This window comes from Acinetobacter sp. 226, assembly GCF_048147925.1.
In the GTDB taxonomy this organism is placed as follows: Bacteria; Pseudomonadota; Gammaproteobacteria; order Pseudomonadales; family Moraxellaceae; genus Acinetobacter; species Acinetobacter pecorum.
This window is the reverse complement of record NZ_JAYWYX010000023.1, coordinates 19,205-36,601: the sequence shown is the minus strand read 5'-3', so window position 1 is coordinate 36,601 and position 17,397 is coordinate 19,205. Positions and strand designations below refer to the sequence as shown.

Sequence of the window (17,397 nt, the reverse complement as noted above, 5' to 3'; positions counted from 1 at the left end):
TAAAAAGTGATGCTGACGTACCGCTTTTTGATAGGAAAATAAAACTCTCGATTAGAATTTGTATTTTAAGCCTGTACAAAAATCCCTATGCTTTAATTAAAAACAACCTTCTCCCAAGGTATTGATAAAAAAATCCCACCAAATGGTGGGATTTTTTTTATTTAGCTTCACATCATCAATTAGAAGCTATATTTGCTCATTAAACCAATACGGTTATCTTTGAATTTTTCATTATTAAAGGTTTTACGCTCACCGTTGACATACTCAACACCAAACTCAAGCGGTTTAACTGGTGAATACACCAAGTTTAACCAAGCTTGTTGTACCTCTTTGTTTGCAGTAGGATTGAGGTCTGCATAGTCTGAGTCTTTATCAGCAAACAATGCACCATAACCAAGTGATGTTTTTAAGTTAGATAAAATGCTGTACGTTAAGCCCGTTTGTACCGCCCAAATTTCATTTTGTTCAATATTACGGTTACCTTCATCATCTACGAATGCAGCATTGGCATTGGTACCATACAAAATACCGTTTACACCTTTGGTATAGCTGACATCTAGCGTCGCTTTTAAAGGATCAATTACTTGATACGTTGTACCTGCTGCTAGACCCCAACCTGCTTTACGCTTATTGATGTCTTCATCTTTGTAAACTTCAACTAAAGCACGCGCAGACGCATTACCTTTTTTGTCATCAAAGTTGTGTGCCAATTTAGCGGTCAATGTTGGTACGCTTGATTTGATGTGTTCAACACTTACTCTTTGGCCTTGGGCATTTAATTCAGTCTGTGCAGCACTTGAGTTTGGCTTTTCTGCCGCCAAGAACAATTGCGTTGCTGGTGTCAAATCAAAACCATAACGAACCATTGGTAGACGGGTAGTACCACCACCGACGTTGGTGCTGAAGTCAATCATAAACGGTGCATGATTTGACAAGAAGTTAGATTGGGTTTGACCAATCAACCAATTTTCATAGGTTAAATATGCTTGACGTATACGGAATGAATCGTTAGTACCTGCAAAATCACTTTCAAGTTTACCGCCAACCTCTGCACCGTTAACACTGGTTTTAAAATCTAAACCCAATCGTGTTGTTTTTGCGGTTGCAACTAACTTGTCTCTGGTTTGACCATTGGTTTTAGCAACGTCAGAGAAGTCGCCTGCTGAACCTTCAATGATATAGTTAGCATCACCACGAACGAAACCATATAGCTTCACTTCAGTATCTGATTTTGTACTTAGTGCTTTCGGTGCTGATGGTTGTGGTGCTGCTTTAACTTGTTCAATCTGCACGGCTTGATTTTGCTGAACTTGTTGCTGCTGTGTTACTAATGCTTTTAGTGCTTCAACTTCTTGACGCAGCTGCTTAATTTCTTTTTGCTCTTGTGTTTCAGCATGTGCAACCGTCCCCATCATCAAGGTTGTTACTGCGACTGCTAATCCCTTAACTAAAAACTTTCGTGTTAAAACTTGATTCATTAAATTCTCCATATTGAACAAACGTTCATTGGCTTTGAAAGCTCACTGATTCCCACTAAAATCTAAAGCATGTGGAATATCTATAATTATAAATTGACTTATTTTATTATCTCGCGAGATCACTCACGAACAATGTGCATAGTTAAAAACCATCCTTATCATGTTACATGATTTTACTGGATTTATGATTTTTTACTATACCTACATAATAAGCCGTATAAAAACATCAGAAATTTAACAATTTTAGACTCAGTTTGAAATCATTTTTATCTCATACTTTTAGCTAAAATATGTATTAACGACACTTTTAAAATAATTTGATTGTTTTTAATACGGCTTTAATTGATGCGTTGCAATGATCAGGAGTCTTGTTGTGTTCTACCCCAAAATACGATAGGCCATAATAAAAACACACTGATCCATACAATATATGTTAAATACTGTGCATACCCCCAATAATCTCCGAATATCCCACTCAGACTATATAACCCACCACTCACTGTGGCCATCAGCGCTACCTGAAAGGTAAAATCAGTACCGGCCAGATGCTTGCGACTGTATTGCATGACCAAGGTCAGCATGACCACCAAAAGCATGGCAGAGATCATATCTTCGGCGGCATTAATCAGATAAATGATCCAGTTTTCTACTTTATTTTGGATTTCATACTGGGCAGCCAGCCAGGCGTAAGCCATTAAAGTCATGACTTTCAGAACAGAGAAAATCAGTAAACTCCGGCTATGTGACCAGTATTTCAGACACCAGCCAGCCAATCCGGCCCCAATCAGTGCCGCAAATGCACCTAACATGGTGACATAAAGGCCAATCTGGCTAAAGCTCAGCCCGAGATCTACCATTAACGGTTTTAATAAAGGCCCGGATAAACTATCGGCGATTTTAAAGGTCAGTAAAACCAGAAGCCACCTCGCCAAGGTTAAATCTGACCAAAAGTATTGAAAATAGGTTTTTATATTGCTGAGTGCAGGTCCTTTATCAGCTGGCGTGATAATTTTTGAATGCTGAGGTTCTCTAAAAAGTAAAATGGGTAAAGTATTAAGAAAAACCAGCGCAGCCAGCAACAGAAAAGTACTTTGCCATTGCAGCAAATCGAGCAGCCATAATATGGCCCCGCCTCCGACAATGAATCCCAGACGCGAACCAATCACCTGAAAGGTATTGCCCCAGTGTTGCTGCTCATTTTTCAGAATATTGACTGCCAGTGCATCGGTCGCAATATCCTGCGTGGCGCCAATACCATTCATCAGCAAAAGCATGATAAAAAACAGCAGTAAATATAGCGGCTGGTTCAAAGCCTGAATGGGTAGAAAAGAAAGTCCAATCAAGACAGTAACTGACAGCCATTGCAAGGGAATAATCCAGCTACGGTAATGACCTTTGGCACTCGATCCATGCCGATCAACTAAAGGCGCCCAGAATATTTTGATCGACCACGGTATCATCAGCAGGCCAAAGCCCCCGATATGCGCCAGTGATACCCCTTCAGCCCGCAGAATGACCGGCAAGGCATGCGTCATAAATCCGACCGGAAGCCCCTGTGCCCAATACAGCGAAAACAGTAAGATATAGATATTCCGCATATGCAGGCCAAGTCCTTAAGGTGAAAATGCATTAACGGCATTTAAGATGCCATACATTTTGCCAATGATCCGGATTTTACAACAGTCTAATATAATCAAAAATAAAGAAAAATTAGTTTCAGGAAGAGACAGAAGTAATGACCCAGACACGTTTCCCCCGGTTACCGCCGCATGTCCCGGCTCGTGGCAGCAAACTGAGCCGGACTTTTTTCAGGCAACTTTTCTTGGCTCAGGGCTGGCGTCTGGAAGGAGAATTTCCCGATTTGCCCAAAGCTGTGGCCATTATTTCTCCGCATACTTCAAATATTGATGCCTGGCTCGGTTTTAACGCCCTGCTCGGTCTCGGTATTCAGATTACGATTTTTGGTAAAGATAGCCTATTTCGCACTCCCCTCAAGCCGGTTCTGGAATGGATTGGGGTCGTTCCAGTCGTGCGGGATAGTCCACAAGGTCATACCCGACAGATTGTCGAGATTATTGAAAAATCATCTCAAATCTGGGTCGGTATGGCACCAGAAGGCTCACGCAAGGGTCCTGAAAAAATCCGCAGTGGTTTTTATCATATTGCCAAAGCGGCGCATTTGCCGATTGTGATGTTTTCCTTTGACTATGACATCAAGACTATTCACATCTTGGGTATATACCATCTGACCGGTGACTATGAATATGATCTGGAAAAGATTTATCAGTATTATGAAGGAAAATTCTCGGCCAAAAATCCAGAGTGGGTAGCCAAGCCGTTACAAAAGCTTTTGAAAAAAGACTAGGCAAATACGGCTTTTTTTGATGTGATAGCCTGAATTTTGTTGATTTAATCACCAGTTTTATAATGAAGTTAGCCCATTATGCCTTGATTGGCTGTCTTGGTTTAAGTCTTGCAGCCTGTGACAAAGCCACTAAAACACCCACCACTACCACGCCTATCAAAGCCCGCGAACCCGTCGTCGCACTTGCTCTCGGTGGTGGCGGTGCCAAAGGTTTTGCCCATATTGGGGTGATTAAAGTGCTCGAATCACATGGCATTAAACCGAAAATCGTTACCGGTACCAGTGCCGGCAGTTTTGTCGGCAGCCTGTATGCTAGCGGCAAATCCCCTTATCAGTTACAGCAGATTGCCCTGAATTTTAAAGAGTCGGATATCCGCGATTTAACCTTGAATCGGCAAGGGATTATTGCCGGACAAAAATTGCAGGATTTCGTCAACAAGAATGTAGCGAACAAACCGATTGAGCAGTTCCCGATTCGCTTTGCTGCTGTTGCCACTCGTCTGGACAATGGCCGCAAGGCAGATTTTATTAAAGGCAATGCCGGCCAGGCAGTTCGCGCGTCCTGCAGTATTCCGAATGTGTTTGTGCCTGCCGTGATTGGCGGCACCAAATATGTCGACGGCGGCCTGGTCAGTCCGATTCCGGTCAAGACCGCCAAAGATATGGGAGCTGATATTGTGATTGCTGTGGATATTTCTGCCCGTCCAGATGGCAATAAAGCCCTGAACATGTGGGGTGTACTGGATCAGACCCTGAATATTATGGGACAGCAAAGCATTCATGAGGAACTGAGTCAGGCCAATGTGGTGATCCAGCCCAAAGTCGGCCATATCGGTACTTTAGACCTGAAAGCCAGCAATGCGACCATTCTGGAAGGTGAAAAAGCAGCCCAGCTGAAAATTCGTGCCATTGAAAAAGCAATTACTGATTTCAAGCAGTCTCCTGCAGCACTTAAACCGCCGCGTCAGGCTAAATTTTGATGCACGATTTTTTTATATTCATCTGCGGCCGCATCTGCTACATTGAAGATCAATCATATAAAGATGATGATTAATTAAATACTTAGCGATATAGGTCACGATATGGAATTAGTTCTTGAACCTTGGCACTGGTTTGTATTAGGCATCCTTCTGATCCTGTCAGAATTACTGCTGCCCGCATTTGCTGCCCTTTGGTTCGGGATTGGTGCCGTCATGGTTGGTGTCCTGTACTGGATGTTCCCGATGATGGGACTGACCACCCAGATCCTGACCTGGATCATACTTTCTGTACTGTGTACGCTGCTCTGGTTCAAGTTTATCAAACCGCTTTCCACCGACAAGACTAAAGCGGGTCTGTCGCGTGAGGCGACGATTGGCCAGATTGGTATGGTGATTCAGATCAATCTGGATCATGGGCAAATCCGGGTACGCTTTCCAATGCCAGTTTTAGGCTCTGATGAATGGGAATGCCGAACTCTGGACCCAGTTCAGGTCGGTGACCGTGTTCGCGTCGTGGATATTCTTGGAAACGACCTGGTCGTACAACCTCACAGCACACATTATCAAAATCAATAAGGTGAATAAGCTATGTCTGGTGGTTCTATCATTGTTATCGCGTTTCTGGCCTTTGTGGCAATTACCATTTTTAAAGGGGTGCGGATTGTGCCGCAAGGCTACAAATGGATCGTACAGCGTCTGGGCAAATACCATACCACGCTAAATCCTGGCCTGAATTTTGTCATTCCCTATGTAGATGAAGTTGCCTATAAAGTCACAACCAAAGATATCGTTCTGGATATTCCTTCACAGGAAGTGATTACCCGTGATAACGCGGTTCTGCTGATGAATGCCGTGGCCTATATCAACCTGACCACACCGGAAAAAGCCGTGTACGGGATTGAAAACTATTCTTGGGCGATTCAGAACCTGGTACAGACCTCACTGCGTTCGATTGTCGGTGAAATGGATCTGGATGATGCCTTGTCTTCACGTGACCATATCAAGGCACGCTTAAAATCCAGTATTTCCGATGACATCTCGGACTGGGGTATTACCTTAAAAACTGTAGAAATTCAGGATATTAAACCTTCTATCACCATGCAGACCGCGATGGAAGAACAGGCCGCTGCTGAACGTCAGCGTCGTGCAACAGTGACTAAAGCTGACGGTGAAAAACAGGCCGCAATTCTGGAAGCGGACGGCCGTCTGGAAGCCTCTCGTCGTGATGCCGAAGCGCAAGTGGTACTGGCTGAATCTTCACAACGTGCAATTGACATGGTGACTTCCGCCATTGGTGATAATGAAATTCCGGTCGCCTATTTACTGGGTGAACAGTATATTAAAGCCATGCAAGATATGGCCAAATCGCCAAATGCCAAGACTGTGGTACTGCCTGCTGATGTGCTGAATACCATTCGTGGTGTGATGGGACGTCATAACTAGATTTAATAAATGCTTCATAATAGGCAGCCAATTGGTTGCCTATTTCTCTTGAAAATAAGAAAATCTCAGCAAAGATTGTGAATTTATGGTTAAATTTCGCGTTTATTTTTGAAATCTCCTGGATTCGATGTTGCCTGACTTTCGGATTAAAGTTTCTCGCATCTGTCACAGTCCTTATTTCGATCTACTGTCCAACTTAAAAATGGATACCGTATGAGCTCCCTAAATCCAACCTTAATTACCTTTCTTTTTTATATTGTCGCCATGGTGGTGATTGGCCTGATCGCTTATCGTGCAACAAGCAACTTTTCCGATTACATCTTAGGGGGCCGACGTTTAGGGAGTTTCGTAACTGCACTTTCTGCAGGGGCTTCCGACATGAGTGGCTGGCTACTGATGGGTCTGCCCGGTGCAATTTATCTTTCCGGCCTGTCTGAAATGTGGATTGCCATCGGTCTGATTATTGGTGCCTGGCTCAACTGGCTGCTGGTCGCTGGCCGTTTACGCGTACATACCGAAGTCCAGCATAATGCCCTGACCCTGCCGGATTATTTCTCGAATCGCTTCAATGACCAGAAAAAAATCCTGCGTGTAGTTTCTGCATTCGTCATTCTGATTTTCTTTGCGATTTACTGTGCTTCCGGCATGGTTGCAGGCGCTCGTCTGTTCGAAAGCATGTTTGGCCTGTCTTACAGCACTGCGCTTTGGATCAGTGCCATTGCCACCATCAGCTATGTGTTTATTGGTGGCTTCCTGGCGGTGAGCTGGACCGATACCATTCAGGCAGGTCTGATGATTTTCGCCCTGTTGCTGACGCCAATCGTGACCTTGATGGCATTTTCAGATATGTCCCAGGTGACTTTGGCACTGGAAGCTGCTCGTCCTCAAGCAATGAATATTCTGGGTGATCTGAGCTTTGTTGCGATTATTTCCCTGCTCGCCTGGGGTCTGGGTTACTTTGGCCAGCCGCATATTCTGGTGCGCTTCATGGCAGCAGATTCGGTCAAGTCGATTCCAAATGCACGCCGCATTGGCATGACCTGGATGATTCTATGTCTGGGTGGTGCGGTGGCAGCCGGCTTCTTCGGGATCGCCTATTTCCAGCAGCATCCAGAACTGGCAGCTGCAGTGAATGCCAATCCTGAAACAGTATTTATGGAACTGACCAAAATCCTGTTTAACCCATGGATTGCAGGTGTGGTGCTTGCTGCCATTCTTGCCGCAGTAATGAGTACTTTAAGCTGTCAGCTCTTGGTCTGCTCAAGTACCCTGACTGAAGATTTCTATAAGTCTTTCCTGCGAAAAAATGCCTCGCAAAAAGAACTGGTCTGGGTTGGCCGTTTGATGGTACTGCTAATTGCCTTGCTGGCAATCTGGATGGCAGGTAATCCTGAATCCAAAGTACTTGGTCTGGTGGCTTATGCATGGGCAGGTTTTGGTGCCGCCTTTGGTCCGCTGATTATCCTGTCACTGTTCTGGAAACGCATGACCTTAAATGGTGCTTTAGCAGGGATGATCATAGGTGCAGTCGTGGTTATTTTCTGGAAAAACCTGTTTGCAGACACTGGCCTGTATGAAATCGTTCCTGGCTTTATCTGTTCAATGCTGGCGATTGTGGTGGTGAGCCTGATGGGCAAAGCGCCAACAGCAGAAGTGACTGACCGTTTTGAAGAAGCTGAACGCCTGTACAACGAAAGCAAATAATTCTGTAACAACTAGAAAAGAGGACTTCAAGTCCTCTTTTTTATGGAATGTTCTTATACCTGAGAAGAAAAATATGTTCCAATCAGCTTTTTCGCATGAGCAGGAACCGGGTAATTTGCATCAACTCTTCCGCCTGACCTTCAAAATGGGCAAGCGCCGTTAGGGCTTGATCGTGTAATTGCTGGGCATAGGCTTTGGCCTGCTCCAGACCCATCAATGCCGGATAGGTTGATTTTTCAACCTGTTCATCTTTACCTGCAGTTTTCCCCAAGACTTCGGTATCGGAAATAATATCCAGAATATCATCCTGTACCTGGAAGGCCAGACCAATCGCCTGTCCAAACTCACGTAATTTAGGAATGGCCAGATCGGTACCTTCAAAGATTGTCACCGCCGCCATCATGATCGCAGCACTAATCAAAGCACCGGTTTTATTGCGATGGATGGTTTCCAGTGCCTGCTGATCGATTTTTTTGCCTTCAGACTGTAAATCTAAAACCTGACCATTCACCATTTTCGAAGAGGCTGTCGCCAGAATCTGCATCTGTTTCAATACAATGGAAGGCTCTACCGCTGGCCCCTGATCAAACAGACGGCTACCCAAGATTTCGAAAGCCATAGACTGCAGGATATCACCTGCCAAAAGCGCGGTATCTTCTCCATAAGCCACATGACAGGTTGGCTGGCCACGGCGCAACAAATCATTGTCCATACACGGCAGATCATCATGGGCCAGTGAATAGCAGTGAATAAACTCGATCGCAACCGCTGCACGGCGCACTGCAGCACTATTCTGGTTGGATTTTAATGCAGCGGTGGCATAGCATAGCGCTGGACGTACCCGCTTGCCACCTAGCATCACAGCATGATGGACTGCCGACCTTAAAGGTTCCGGAATGGCAAAGGCTTCCAGAGCGGTCAATAAGTCCTGTTGAATGCGATGTTGTGCTTGTGTGAGTGCATGGGTTGATACGTCAGTGATAGATGACACATTCGCCTCGAATACGTAGTCCAGAAGAATAAAATGACAAGCGAATAAATGCCTGTACGCTGATCAGGCATTGTACCTAGAAATGCCTTGAATTTTCAGCCATAAATCGAATTGTTCTACTGAAATTTGCCATTCAACATCAAATAAGCAAGTCAGAGATTTTAAACCATAAAAAACCACCGTAGAACCGGTGGTTTTATTCAGTCTAAAAGTATGCACGGCTTTTAAACGAGCACATCTTCTGGTACGCGCACCCAGCCTTCCATCAATACGCGGGCACTGCGGCTCATAATCGCTTTCTTCACTTTCCACTCACCATTTTCAAAACTTGCTTGAGCACCCACTCTCAAAGTCCCCGAAGGATGACCGAAATGCACCGCTTCACGCTCTACTCCGCCTGCGACCCGGTTTACCAATGTACCGGGAATGGCAGCTGCCGTACCAATGGCCACAGCAGCCGTGCCCATCATGGCATGATGGAGTTTACCCATAGACAAGGCACGAACCAGAATATCGGTATCCGATTCGGTGACCGTCTTGCCACTGGACGAAGTATAAGTTTTAGATGGGGCAATAAATGCAATTTTCGGGGTATGTTGTCGGGTAACTGCTTCTGCAATATCCTGAATCAGCCCCATTTTCTTCGCAGCATAGGCACGAATCGTTTCAAATTTTGCCAGGGCTGCTACATCATTATTAATCTGATCCTGAAGTTCGGTGCCCTTATAACCGAGATCTCCAGCATTCAAAAATACGGTTGGAATACCGGCATTAATCATCGTCACTTCGAAACTGCCAATATTGGGGACTTCCAATGTATCGACCAGATTGCCTGTCGGAAACATGGAACCGCCTTCTGCATCATCATCGGCAGGGTCCAGAAACTCGATCTGCACTTCGGCTGCAGGAAAGGTGACGCCATCCAGTTCGAAATCACCCAATTCCTGTACCTGTCCACTCTGTATCGGCACATGCGCAATAATGGTTTTCTGAATATTGGCCTGCCAGATGCGTACCTTACACAACCCGTTTTCAGGAATACGTTCGGCATCGACCAGCCCGTTGGAAATGGCGAATGCCCCAACTGCCGCAGTCAGATTGCCACAGTTGCCGCTCCAGTCGATATAAGGACGCTCAATTGAAACCTGACCAAATAAATAATCGACATCATGATCGGCTTGCTGGCTTTTCGACAGGATGACCGTTTTACTGGTACTGGAACTGGCGCCCCCCATGCCATCGATCTGCTTCCCATAAGGGTCTGGGCTACCAATCACACGTAGCAAAAGCTGATCACGAATCCGGCCAGCCTGTTGTGCTTGTGCAGGCAGATCATCCAGCTTAAAGAAAATACCTTTGCTGGTTCCTCCACGCATATAGGTCGCAGGAATCTTGATTTGGACTGCAGAACTCATGACTTATTTCATCCTTTGAATTGTCTTTGTTGTGGTAGTGCTTATTGAATATTTGTACCAAGAGTATAATCAGTTTCAGGCCAAGTGAGTGCAGTGTTCCGACCTAAGTATAAAAAACCGGCATTTGTATCGGGGCAAAAAAACAGAAAACTCATCAGTTATAATTAAAATAAAATTAATATATTGATTCATATATGGTTTCTCGAATTCGTTTTTTATAATTTTTTATTATAAACACCATAATAATATTTCATTCAAATGCTTGTACTAGGTTTCTTAACTTCCATCCTTTACAATCTTCATACTTATTTTCCATTGTCGGGCTGAACACTTTGAATAACGAGTCTTCACAACTTCAGCGTGGCTTAAAGAACCGTCATATTCAATTGATCGCCATGGGCGGCGCAATTGGCACAGGCTTATTCTTAGGTTCCGCACAGGTGATCCAATCTGCGGGTCCTTCCATTATTTTGGGCTATGCCATTGGTGGCTTGATTGCATTTTTAATCATGCGTCAATTGGGTGAGATGATTGTTCATGAACCTGTCGCAGGTTCATTCAGCCATTTTGCTTATAAATACTGGGGCAAATTCCCCGGTTTCCTTGCGGGCTGGAACTACTGGATTTTGTATATCCTGGTGGCCATGACCGAACTCACCGCTGTTGCGAAATATATCAACTACTGGTGGCCTCATATTCCAGCCTGGGCATCGGTACTGTTTTTCTTTATCGTGATTACACTGGTCAACCTCGGCAATGTGAAATTCTACGGTGAATCGGAATTCTGGCTATCTATCATTAAAGTAACTGCGGTTATCTCGATGATTGTCTTTGGCTTGTATCTGATCCTGACAGCTGATGCTTCTTCAGGTGCCTCTTTTAGCAACCTCTGGACCGCGGGTGGTTTCTTCCCGAATGGTTTTGAAGGTCTGTTCTATATGCTGGCCTTCCTGATGTTTGCTTTTGGTGGTATCGAACTGATCGGTATGGCTGCAGCAGAAGCTGAAAATCCGGAAAAAACCATTCCGAAAGCCATTAATCAGGTCGTGTTCCGTATTCTTATTTTCTATGTCGGTGCACTGACCATTCTGTTGTCTTTGGTGCCTTGGAACCAGCTGGAGCTCGGTGGTCTGGACAAAAGCCCGTTCGTGATGATTTTCAGCCAGCTGGGTATCGACTGGGCGGCACATCTGCTTAACTTTATTATCCTGACTGCAGCGCTGTCTGTGTATAACAGTGGTATGTATGCCAACAGCCGTATGTTGTATGGTCTGGCTCAGCAAGGAAACGCACCTAAAGTATTCATGAAAGTGAATAAACAAGGTACGCCGATTCCTGCCGTATTATTCTCTGCTGTACTGATTTTTGGCTGTGTACTGCTTAATTACTTCGTACCTGAAGATGCCTTAAGCCACCTAATTTATATTGTAGTCGGTGCACTTGTACTTAACTGGGCCATGATCAGTCTGACCCATCTCAAGTTTATCCAGACTATGAAGAAACAGGGCATCGTAACCAAATTCCCGGCGCTCTGGTCCCCTGCAAGCAATATACTAGTATTGGCCTTTATCGCCACCATCCTGTACATCATGTGGACACAAGGCTTTCAGGAATCTGTCTATATGATTCCTGTCTGGATCGTGGTGATGTATATCGTATTTAAACTGCTGCATTCAAAAAAATAACGGAAAAATCTTCTTATTCCTGATTTTTAAAGTTATTGCTTCGGCAATAACTTTTTTTTTGTGTTTTTTGCAGTACATTAGCCTTCTTTTGCGCCCTTAGCTTAACTGGATAGAGCAGTTGCCTCCTAAGCGACCGACGTGGGTTCGAGTCCCGCAGGGCGTACCATTTATTTTCATTTTTTTAGATTGGCCCGTTATTTTTATAGAATGGCCTTCCCCGACACTGCTCTATCAAGTACGCCCAGAGTCAGTGCTATTGGTTTAGAGTACAATTAAGCAAGACAAGTCCACTGGTCTGCCCTCCCTATACAATATCCGCTTGCCCATAGCCCCCAGATACTTTTTCAAGATATGATATATTCGATGTATGGCTAAGCCATGGTATGAATAGTGTCCTTAAAGCGTTTCCATGCTACATAGAAAAATACCGTGCCAATGCCAATGAGCCAGAGAAATGCCGGCCAGACCACACTCAGCCCGGCATTTCTATACAAAATGGCCTGAGCAAGTTCGACAAAGTGTGTGGTCGGAGCAATCAGCATCACATTTTGCAGTACTTCAGGCATACTTTCACGTGGCGTCATTCCACCAGACAGCATTTGCATCGGGATCAGAGTCAACATCATCAAAAGGCCAAATTGCGGCATTGACTTGGACATGGTCGCCAAATAAATGCCCATCGAAGTAGTCGCGAATAAGGTCAATAATGCTCCGAAAAAGAACAGCCACAGATTCCCCTCTATCGGTACCTTCAAGATGATCTGTACCACCAGTTTCAAACCTAAAAATGCTGCAAGCAAAACCACCAGGCTCATCGACCAGACTTTGGACATCATAATTTCAAATACGGTGACCGGCATGACCATCAGATGTTCTATCGTACCGTGTTCACGTTCACGGATTAAAGCTGCACCAGTTAGAATAATGGACAGCATTGCCACGTTATTGATGATTTGCATCACACTCCCAAACCATTTCTGGTCAAGCACAGGGTTAAAACGTGCCCGCATTTCCAGTTCTACTGGCAGGGTGCTTATTTCACGGTGACGCAAAACGTATTCATTGACTTCGGACAGTATAATCTGCTGAATATAACCCGCCCCGACCATGGCCTGAGTCATCCGAGTGGCATCAACATTGACCTGAATCGTTGCCTCTCTCCCTGCCAGTATATCTTCCTGAAAATTGACCGGAATATTCAGGGCGAAGGTAAATTCTCCGGCATCCATTCCGGCATCCATATGATTCAGTTCAGTCGTCTGGGGCAGAAAGTAGGGAGGATAAAAAGCCGAGCTTATCCGCTCCGACAAGGTTGAATGATCTTCATCCACAATTGCGATGGGTGCCATATTCAGACTGTCAGGCATAGCGGTTGCAGCCGTATAGACGGCGACGGTAAAAGTATAGACAATCAGAATCAGCATGACCGGATCACGCCATAGACTCCACAGTTCCTTGCAACCGAGCAGATAGATATTCTTTATTTTCTGGCTGACCATGCTAGGACTCCTGTTTCTTCAGGGCAAGAATTGCTGCACCCATAATCACAGGGACTGACAGCAGAATCACCCAAAAATCCTGATGCAGTGCATTAAAGCTCAATGCCTTGTTAAATACCCCGCGGCTGATATTCACCATATGCGTAGTAGGATAGATTTCACCAAACCAGCGACCAAAACCTTCCAGAGAGGAAACAGGATTGATAATACCGGCGAACTGTACCGCAGGTATAAGCGTACCGATCAACACCAGAAACATCGAGGCAATCTGGCTTTTGGTCAATGAAGATGCCAGCAGTCCCAAGCCGGTAGAAAAAATAATAAACAGGAAGGATGCCAGGGTCAGCGTCATGAAACTGCCCTTGATCGGCACATCGAATATCGCCACAATGATCAGGCACATCAGGAAATAGTTCAGCATGGCCAGAACTACATAAGGAATTTGCTTGCCAATCAAAAATTCACTGCGGGTCACCGGAGTCACATACAGATTCACAATTGAACCGAGCTCTTTTTCCCGCACCACAGACAGTGCTGTCAGCATGGCAGGGATCAATAAAATTAATATGGGAAATACAGCCGGCGCGATTGCAGGCAGGCTCTTGATGTCGGGATTGTAGCGGAATCGGGTTTCTATATTTACGGTACTCGAGGTTTTATATCCACTTCGCTCTAGTTCCTGCTGCATCAACCAGTGAGTATGAATTCCCTGTACATAGCCCTTCACTGTTTCAGCACGCTGTGGCATGGCACCATCAATCCAGGCGCCAATCTTAACCTCTTCTCCGCGATTAACATCCCGGGCAAAATCAGGTGGAATCTCGATGGCCAAAGAGATATCGCCACTTCGCATGCGTTGATCCAGATCCTCATAATTTTGCAGCGGTGGCTTTTCAACAAAATAACGTGAACCCGCAATGCTCATGCTGTAATTCTGGCTAAGACCACTCTGGTCACGATCCAGTACTGCAAAGGTCAGATTATCTACGTCCATGGTGATTCCATACCCCATCACAAACAGCAGGATAATCGACCCGACCAGCGCCATGGTGGCACGTATCGGATCACGTGCCAGCTCCAACGATTCACGCCAAGCATAGCTAAGCATCCGTTGCAGGCTAAATCGGCTGGATATCCTGGTTTCTTCTTTCACTGTCTGGTCATTGGAAATACTGCCTTCTAGCTCCTGTTCAGGTGGCGTCTGGCTGGCTGCTCCAGCATCCATTAGGTAGCCAATAAATGCTTCTTCCAGAGTGGCAGCCTGCCTATTTTTGATCAACTGTGCGGGTGCAGCACTGTCCAGAACCCGGCCGGCATGCATCAGGGAAATTCGGTCACAGCGCTGTGCTTCATTCATAAAATGCGTTGAAATAAAGATGGTAACCCCGTCCTTACGAGACAAGGAGATTAAAAAACGCCAGAAATTGTCACGAGCAATCGGGTCTACCCCCGAAGTCGGTTCATCCAGAATCAGGATTTCCGGGTTATGTACCAGTGCCACAGCAAGAGACAGACGCTGACGAATACCCAGCGGCAAGTCATCAGGCAGCTTGTTTTTCACTTCAGCCAAGTCAAAACGCTGCAACATCTGCTGTACCCGTGTGTCAATCTGTTCAGCCGGCACATGAAACAATTTTGCGTGAAGTACCAGATTTTGGGTAATAGTAAGTTCACTATAAAGAGAGAATGACTGTGACATATAACCAACACGGCGGCGGGTCTCAATATTACTGCCTTCCACTGGCTGGCCAAATAGCCAGGCTTGCCCTTCCGAAGCTTCGAGCAATCCGGTCAGTACTTTCATGGTGGTGGTTTTACCACAGCCATTCGATCCCAGAAAACCGAAGATTTCACCCTGCCGAATCTGGAAATTGACGTGATCTACAGCGGTAAAATCACCAAACCTGACTGTCAGATCCTTCGCTTCCAGCGCATAGCCATCCGAATCGTAATCTGGTAAAGGTGGAATCACTACAGGGGTATAGCCCTGTTTCTTTTCTTCCGGTAATAGCTTGATATAAGCATCTTCCAGACTGTTACTCTCCGTCTGCGTCAACAGTTCTTGCGGAGTTCCGGTTTTCAGGATTTTGCCTTCATCCATCATCGCCAGCCAGTCGAAACCTTGGGCTTCATCCATGTAGGCAGTAGCGACAATCACACTCATCTGGGGACGAACCTGGCGGATACGGTTAATCAGCTCCCAGAACTGTGCCCGTGCCAAGGGATCGACTCCCGTGGTGGGCTCATCCAGAATCAGAAAATCCGGATCATGAATCAGGGAGCAGCACAATCCGAGTTTCTGTTTCATGCCTCCGGACAATTTTCCTGCCGGCCGATCGAGAAATTCAAATAGTCCTGTACTTTTAGTCAGATCATCAATGCGTTTACGACTTTCTGTACGACTATGCCCAAACAATCGGGCAACAAACTGCAGGTTTTCCTCAACAGATAGGTTTTTGGACAGGTTGCTGCCCAGACCTTGAGGCATGTAGGCAATATGCGGACAAACTTTTCTGCGATGTTTCGGGTCAGCAATATCTCCACCAAGCACGATCAGGCGGCCCGCCTGAACGACCTTGGCACCGGCCAGTAAAGCCAGCAAACTGGATTTCCCCACGCCATCCGGTCCGATCAGTCCAATCATGCAGCCCGCAGGAAGCGACAGGGAAATGTCCTGTAAAGCCTGGGTCTTGCCATATTTCAGGCTGACCTGCTGGATTTCGGCAACTGCCGCTCCGGCAACAAATTGCGGCATCATGATTTAACCTGATTTCTTAAGAACGCCGGCCAGGGCAGATTGGAATCAAGTTTGATATAGGCCACGCCCGGAAGACCGGTTTTGACTTGCTGGATATGTTTTCTCAGCAATTCAGGATCAATTTTCGCCTTGACACGGAACATTAATTTCTGGCGTTCACTTTCAGTCTCTACGGTTTTTGGAGTGAACTGGGCCGTGTCGGCAACAAAAGACACCCGAGCAGGAATTACCAGATTTTTGGCCACATCCAGCACAATCCGGACTTCAGTACCGATTGCGATACGGCCAGCCACGGTTTCCGGCAGGAAAAACGTCATATAGACATCGGACAGATCAATCAGGTTCATGACCCGTCCTCCCGCAGCAATCATTTCGCCTGGTTGTGCGACCAGGAACTGCACCCGCGCCTTCAAGGGTGCCTTAAGCTGGGCATCCTCAATATCGAAATTGATCCGTTCAATGGTTGCTTTGATAGCATCGACCTGAGATTGTGCACTCGAAACCTGGCTGCGTGCGGCCACGATAGCTCCTTCAGCGCTGTCCACTTGCGCCTGGGCTGCGCTGAGTACTGCTGCTACACGCTTGGCATCTGCCCTCTCATCATCCAGCTGCTGCCTGGAAGATGCGCCTTCCTTGGCTAGAATTTCCGTCCGTGCCAGACGGTTTTTTGCTGCAATAAGTTCTGTTTCACGTTGCAGCACCATCGCTTCGGCGGCTGATTTTTCACTTTTACGCATTGCCAGTTGCGCTTCAGCGGTCGCAATACCATCTTCAGCCTGACGCTGTTGGGCTTGAATTTCGCGCAGTTGAGCTTCAAGGGTAGAAACTTTTATTCGCGCCAGAATCTGCCCCGGCTCGACAAAATCTCCTTCCCGCACCAGAATTTCTTCTAACTGGCCAGCGAACTTACTGGAAATATTGACTTCAGTCGCCTCAATCCGTCCATTCCCACTGACCAACCCATCGGTATCAGGCTGATTCATGTTTTTCCAGATCAGGTAGCCCACCAAGATGGCGACAACGACTGCTCCCACAATAGATATTTTTTTTATATTCATGGATCTGATTACTCAACATAT

At 45.8% G+C, this 17,397-nt stretch carries 13 protein-coding genes, 1 tRNA gene and 1 pseudogene; 7 read left to right on the top strand and 8 right to left on the bottom strand.

What is annotated here, in order from left to right; translation table 11 throughout:
- Positions 1–179: 179 nt before the first annotated feature.
- Both VXP95_RS11670 and VXP95_RS11665 read right to left on the bottom strand, forming a co-directional pair.
- Entirely contained in the window at positions 180–1,478 is a 1,299-nt protein-coding gene (locus VXP95_RS11670) for a DcaP family trimeric outer membrane transporter (RefSeq protein WP_416712071.1), read from the bottom strand.
- A 359-nt stretch (positions 1,479–1,837) separates the two neighbouring features.
- A complete protein-coding gene (locus VXP95_RS11665; protein ID WP_416712069.1) occupies positions 1,838–3,076 on the bottom strand; it encodes an MFS transporter in 1,239 nt (412 codons plus the stop codon).
- 137 nt (positions 3,077–3,213) lie between these two features.
- On the opposite strand from VXP95_RS11665, the gene VXP95_RS11660 reads away from it, so the two are divergent.
- Positions 3,214–3,843, top strand: a complete 630-nt coding sequence (locus tag VXP95_RS11660) for a 1-acyl-sn-glycerol-3-phosphate acyltransferase (protein ID WP_144725472.1) — start codon at positions 3,214–3,216, stop codon at positions 3,841–3,843.
- Between the two features lie 62 nt (positions 3,844–3,905).
- Positions 3,906–4,487, top strand: a pseudogene (locus VXP95_RS11655) (patatin-like phospholipase family protein); the annotation flags it as partial.
- Position 4,488: 1 nt separating this feature from the next.
- Here the strand turns inward: VXP95_RS11655 and VXP95_RS11650 are convergent.
- On the bottom strand, positions 4,489–4,551 hold the full coding sequence (locus tag VXP95_RS11650) for a hypothetical protein (RefSeq protein ID WP_404793942.1): 63 nt from the start codon (positions 4,549–4,551) through the stop codon (positions 4,489–4,491).
- Positions 4,552–4,925: 374 nt separating this feature from the next.
- On the opposite strand from VXP95_RS11650, the gene VXP95_RS11645 reads away from it, so the two are divergent.
- The 3 genes from VXP95_RS11645 (at position 4,926) to putP (ending at position 7,970) form a co-directional block, all read left to right on the top strand.
- Entirely contained in the window at positions 4,926–5,399 is a 474-nt protein-coding gene (locus tag VXP95_RS11645; protein WP_064095698.1) for an NfeD family protein, read from the top strand.
- 12 nt (positions 5,400–5,411) lie between these two features.
- Positions 5,412–6,266: an SPFH domain-containing protein gene (locus VXP95_RS11640; protein WP_416705155.1), complete on the top strand. Its 855-nt coding sequence runs from the start codon at positions 5,412–5,414 to the stop codon at positions 6,264–6,266.
- A gap of 213 nt (positions 6,267–6,479) precedes the next feature.
- Complete coding sequence (gene putP, locus VXP95_RS11635) at positions 6,480–7,970, top strand: sodium/proline symporter PutP (protein WP_416712067.1); 1,491 nt, start codon at positions 6,480–6,482, stop codon at positions 7,968–7,970.
- An 82-nt stretch (positions 7,971–8,052) separates the two neighbouring features.
- Here putP and VXP95_RS11630 read toward each other — a convergent pair whose 3' ends face one another.
- Positions 8,053–8,961: a polyprenyl synthetase family protein gene (locus VXP95_RS11630; RefSeq protein ID WP_416705153.1), complete on the bottom strand. Its 909-nt coding sequence runs from the start codon at positions 8,959–8,961 to the stop codon at positions 8,053–8,055.
- 224 nt (positions 8,962–9,185) lie between these two features.
- Positions 9,186–10,376: a 2-methylaconitate cis-trans isomerase PrpF gene (gene prpF, locus VXP95_RS11625; RefSeq protein ID WP_064095701.1), complete on the bottom strand. Its 1,191-nt coding sequence runs from the start codon at positions 10,374–10,376 to the stop codon at positions 9,186–9,188.
- Positions 10,377–10,708: 332 nt separating this feature from the next.
- Here prpF and VXP95_RS11620 point away from each other — a divergent pair, with 332 nt between their 5' ends.
- Together VXP95_RS11620 and VXP95_RS11615 are read left to right on the top strand one after the other, a co-directional pair.
- Entirely contained in the window at positions 10,709–12,061 is a 1,353-nt protein-coding gene (locus VXP95_RS11620) for an amino acid permease (protein ID WP_064095702.1), read from the top strand.
- A 90-nt stretch (positions 12,062–12,151) separates the two neighbouring features.
- Positions 12,152–12,227, top strand: a tRNA-Arg gene (locus VXP95_RS11615).
- Positions 12,228–12,432: 205 nt separating this feature from the next.
- Here the strand turns inward: VXP95_RS11615 and VXP95_RS11610 are convergent.
- The 3 genes from VXP95_RS11610 to VXP95_RS11600 are packed head-to-tail and all read right to left on the bottom strand — an operon-like array spanning position 12,433 to position 17,376.
- Entirely contained in the window at positions 12,433–13,560 is a 1,128-nt protein-coding gene (locus VXP95_RS11610) for an ABC transporter permease (RefSeq protein WP_064095703.1), read from the bottom strand.
- A 1-nt stretch (position 13,561) separates the two neighbouring features.
- Complete coding sequence (gene rbbA / locus VXP95_RS11605) at positions 13,562–16,318, bottom strand: ribosome-associated ATPase/putative transporter RbbA (protein WP_416712066.1); 2,757 nt, start codon at positions 16,316–16,318, stop codon at positions 13,562–13,564.
- Positions 16,315–17,376 carry an HlyD family secretion protein gene (locus VXP95_RS11600; RefSeq protein WP_416705149.1) on the bottom strand — a complete coding sequence of 354 codons (1,062 nt, stop codon included), beginning with the start codon at positions 17,374–17,376 and terminating at the stop codon, positions 16,315–16,317. Before VXP95_RS11600 ends, rbbA begins: the two co-directional genes overlap by 4 nt.
- Positions 17,377–17,397 lie beyond the last annotated feature (21 nt).

What these genes read in the sequence shown, in the direction of transcription:
- VXP95_RS11670 (WP_416712071.1), bottom strand. Translation starts at nt 1,478, where the DNA reads ATGAATCAAGTTTTAACACGAAAGTTTTTAGTTAAGGGATTAGCAGTC.
- VXP95_RS11665 (WP_416712069.1), bottom strand. Translation starts at nt 3,076, where the DNA reads ATGCGGAATATCTATATCTTACTGTTTTCGCTGTATTGGGCACAGGGG.
- VXP95_RS11640 (WP_416705155.1), top strand. Translation starts at nt 5,412, where the DNA reads ATGTCTGGTGGTTCTATCATTGTTATCGCGTTTCTGGCCTTTGTGGCA.
- VXP95_RS11610 (WP_064095703.1), bottom strand. Translation starts at nt 13,560, where the DNA reads ATGGTCAGCCAGAAAATAAAGAATATCTATCTGCTCGGTTGCAAGGAA.
- putP (WP_416712067.1), top strand. Translation starts at nt 6,480, where the DNA reads ATGAGCTCCCTAAATCCAACCTTAATTACCTTTCTTTTTTATATTGTC.
- prpF (WP_064095701.1), bottom strand. Translation starts at nt 10,376, where the DNA reads ATGAGTTCTGCAGTCCAAATCAAGATTCCTGCGACCTATATGCGTGGA.
- VXP95_RS11660 (WP_144725472.1), top strand. Translation starts at nt 3,214, where the DNA reads ATGACCCAGACACGTTTCCCCCGGTTACCGCCGCATGTCCCGGCTCGT.
- rbbA (WP_416712066.1), bottom strand. Translation starts at nt 16,318, where the DNA reads ATGATGCCGCAATTTGTTGCCGGAGCGGCAGTTGCCGAAATCCAGCAG.
- VXP95_RS11645 (WP_064095698.1), top strand. Translation starts at nt 4,926, where the DNA reads ATGGAATTAGTTCTTGAACCTTGGCACTGGTTTGTATTAGGCATCCTT.
- VXP95_RS11600 (WP_416705149.1), bottom strand. Translation starts at nt 17,376, where the DNA reads ATGAATATAAAAAAAATATCTATTGTGGGAGCAGTCGTTGTCGCCATC.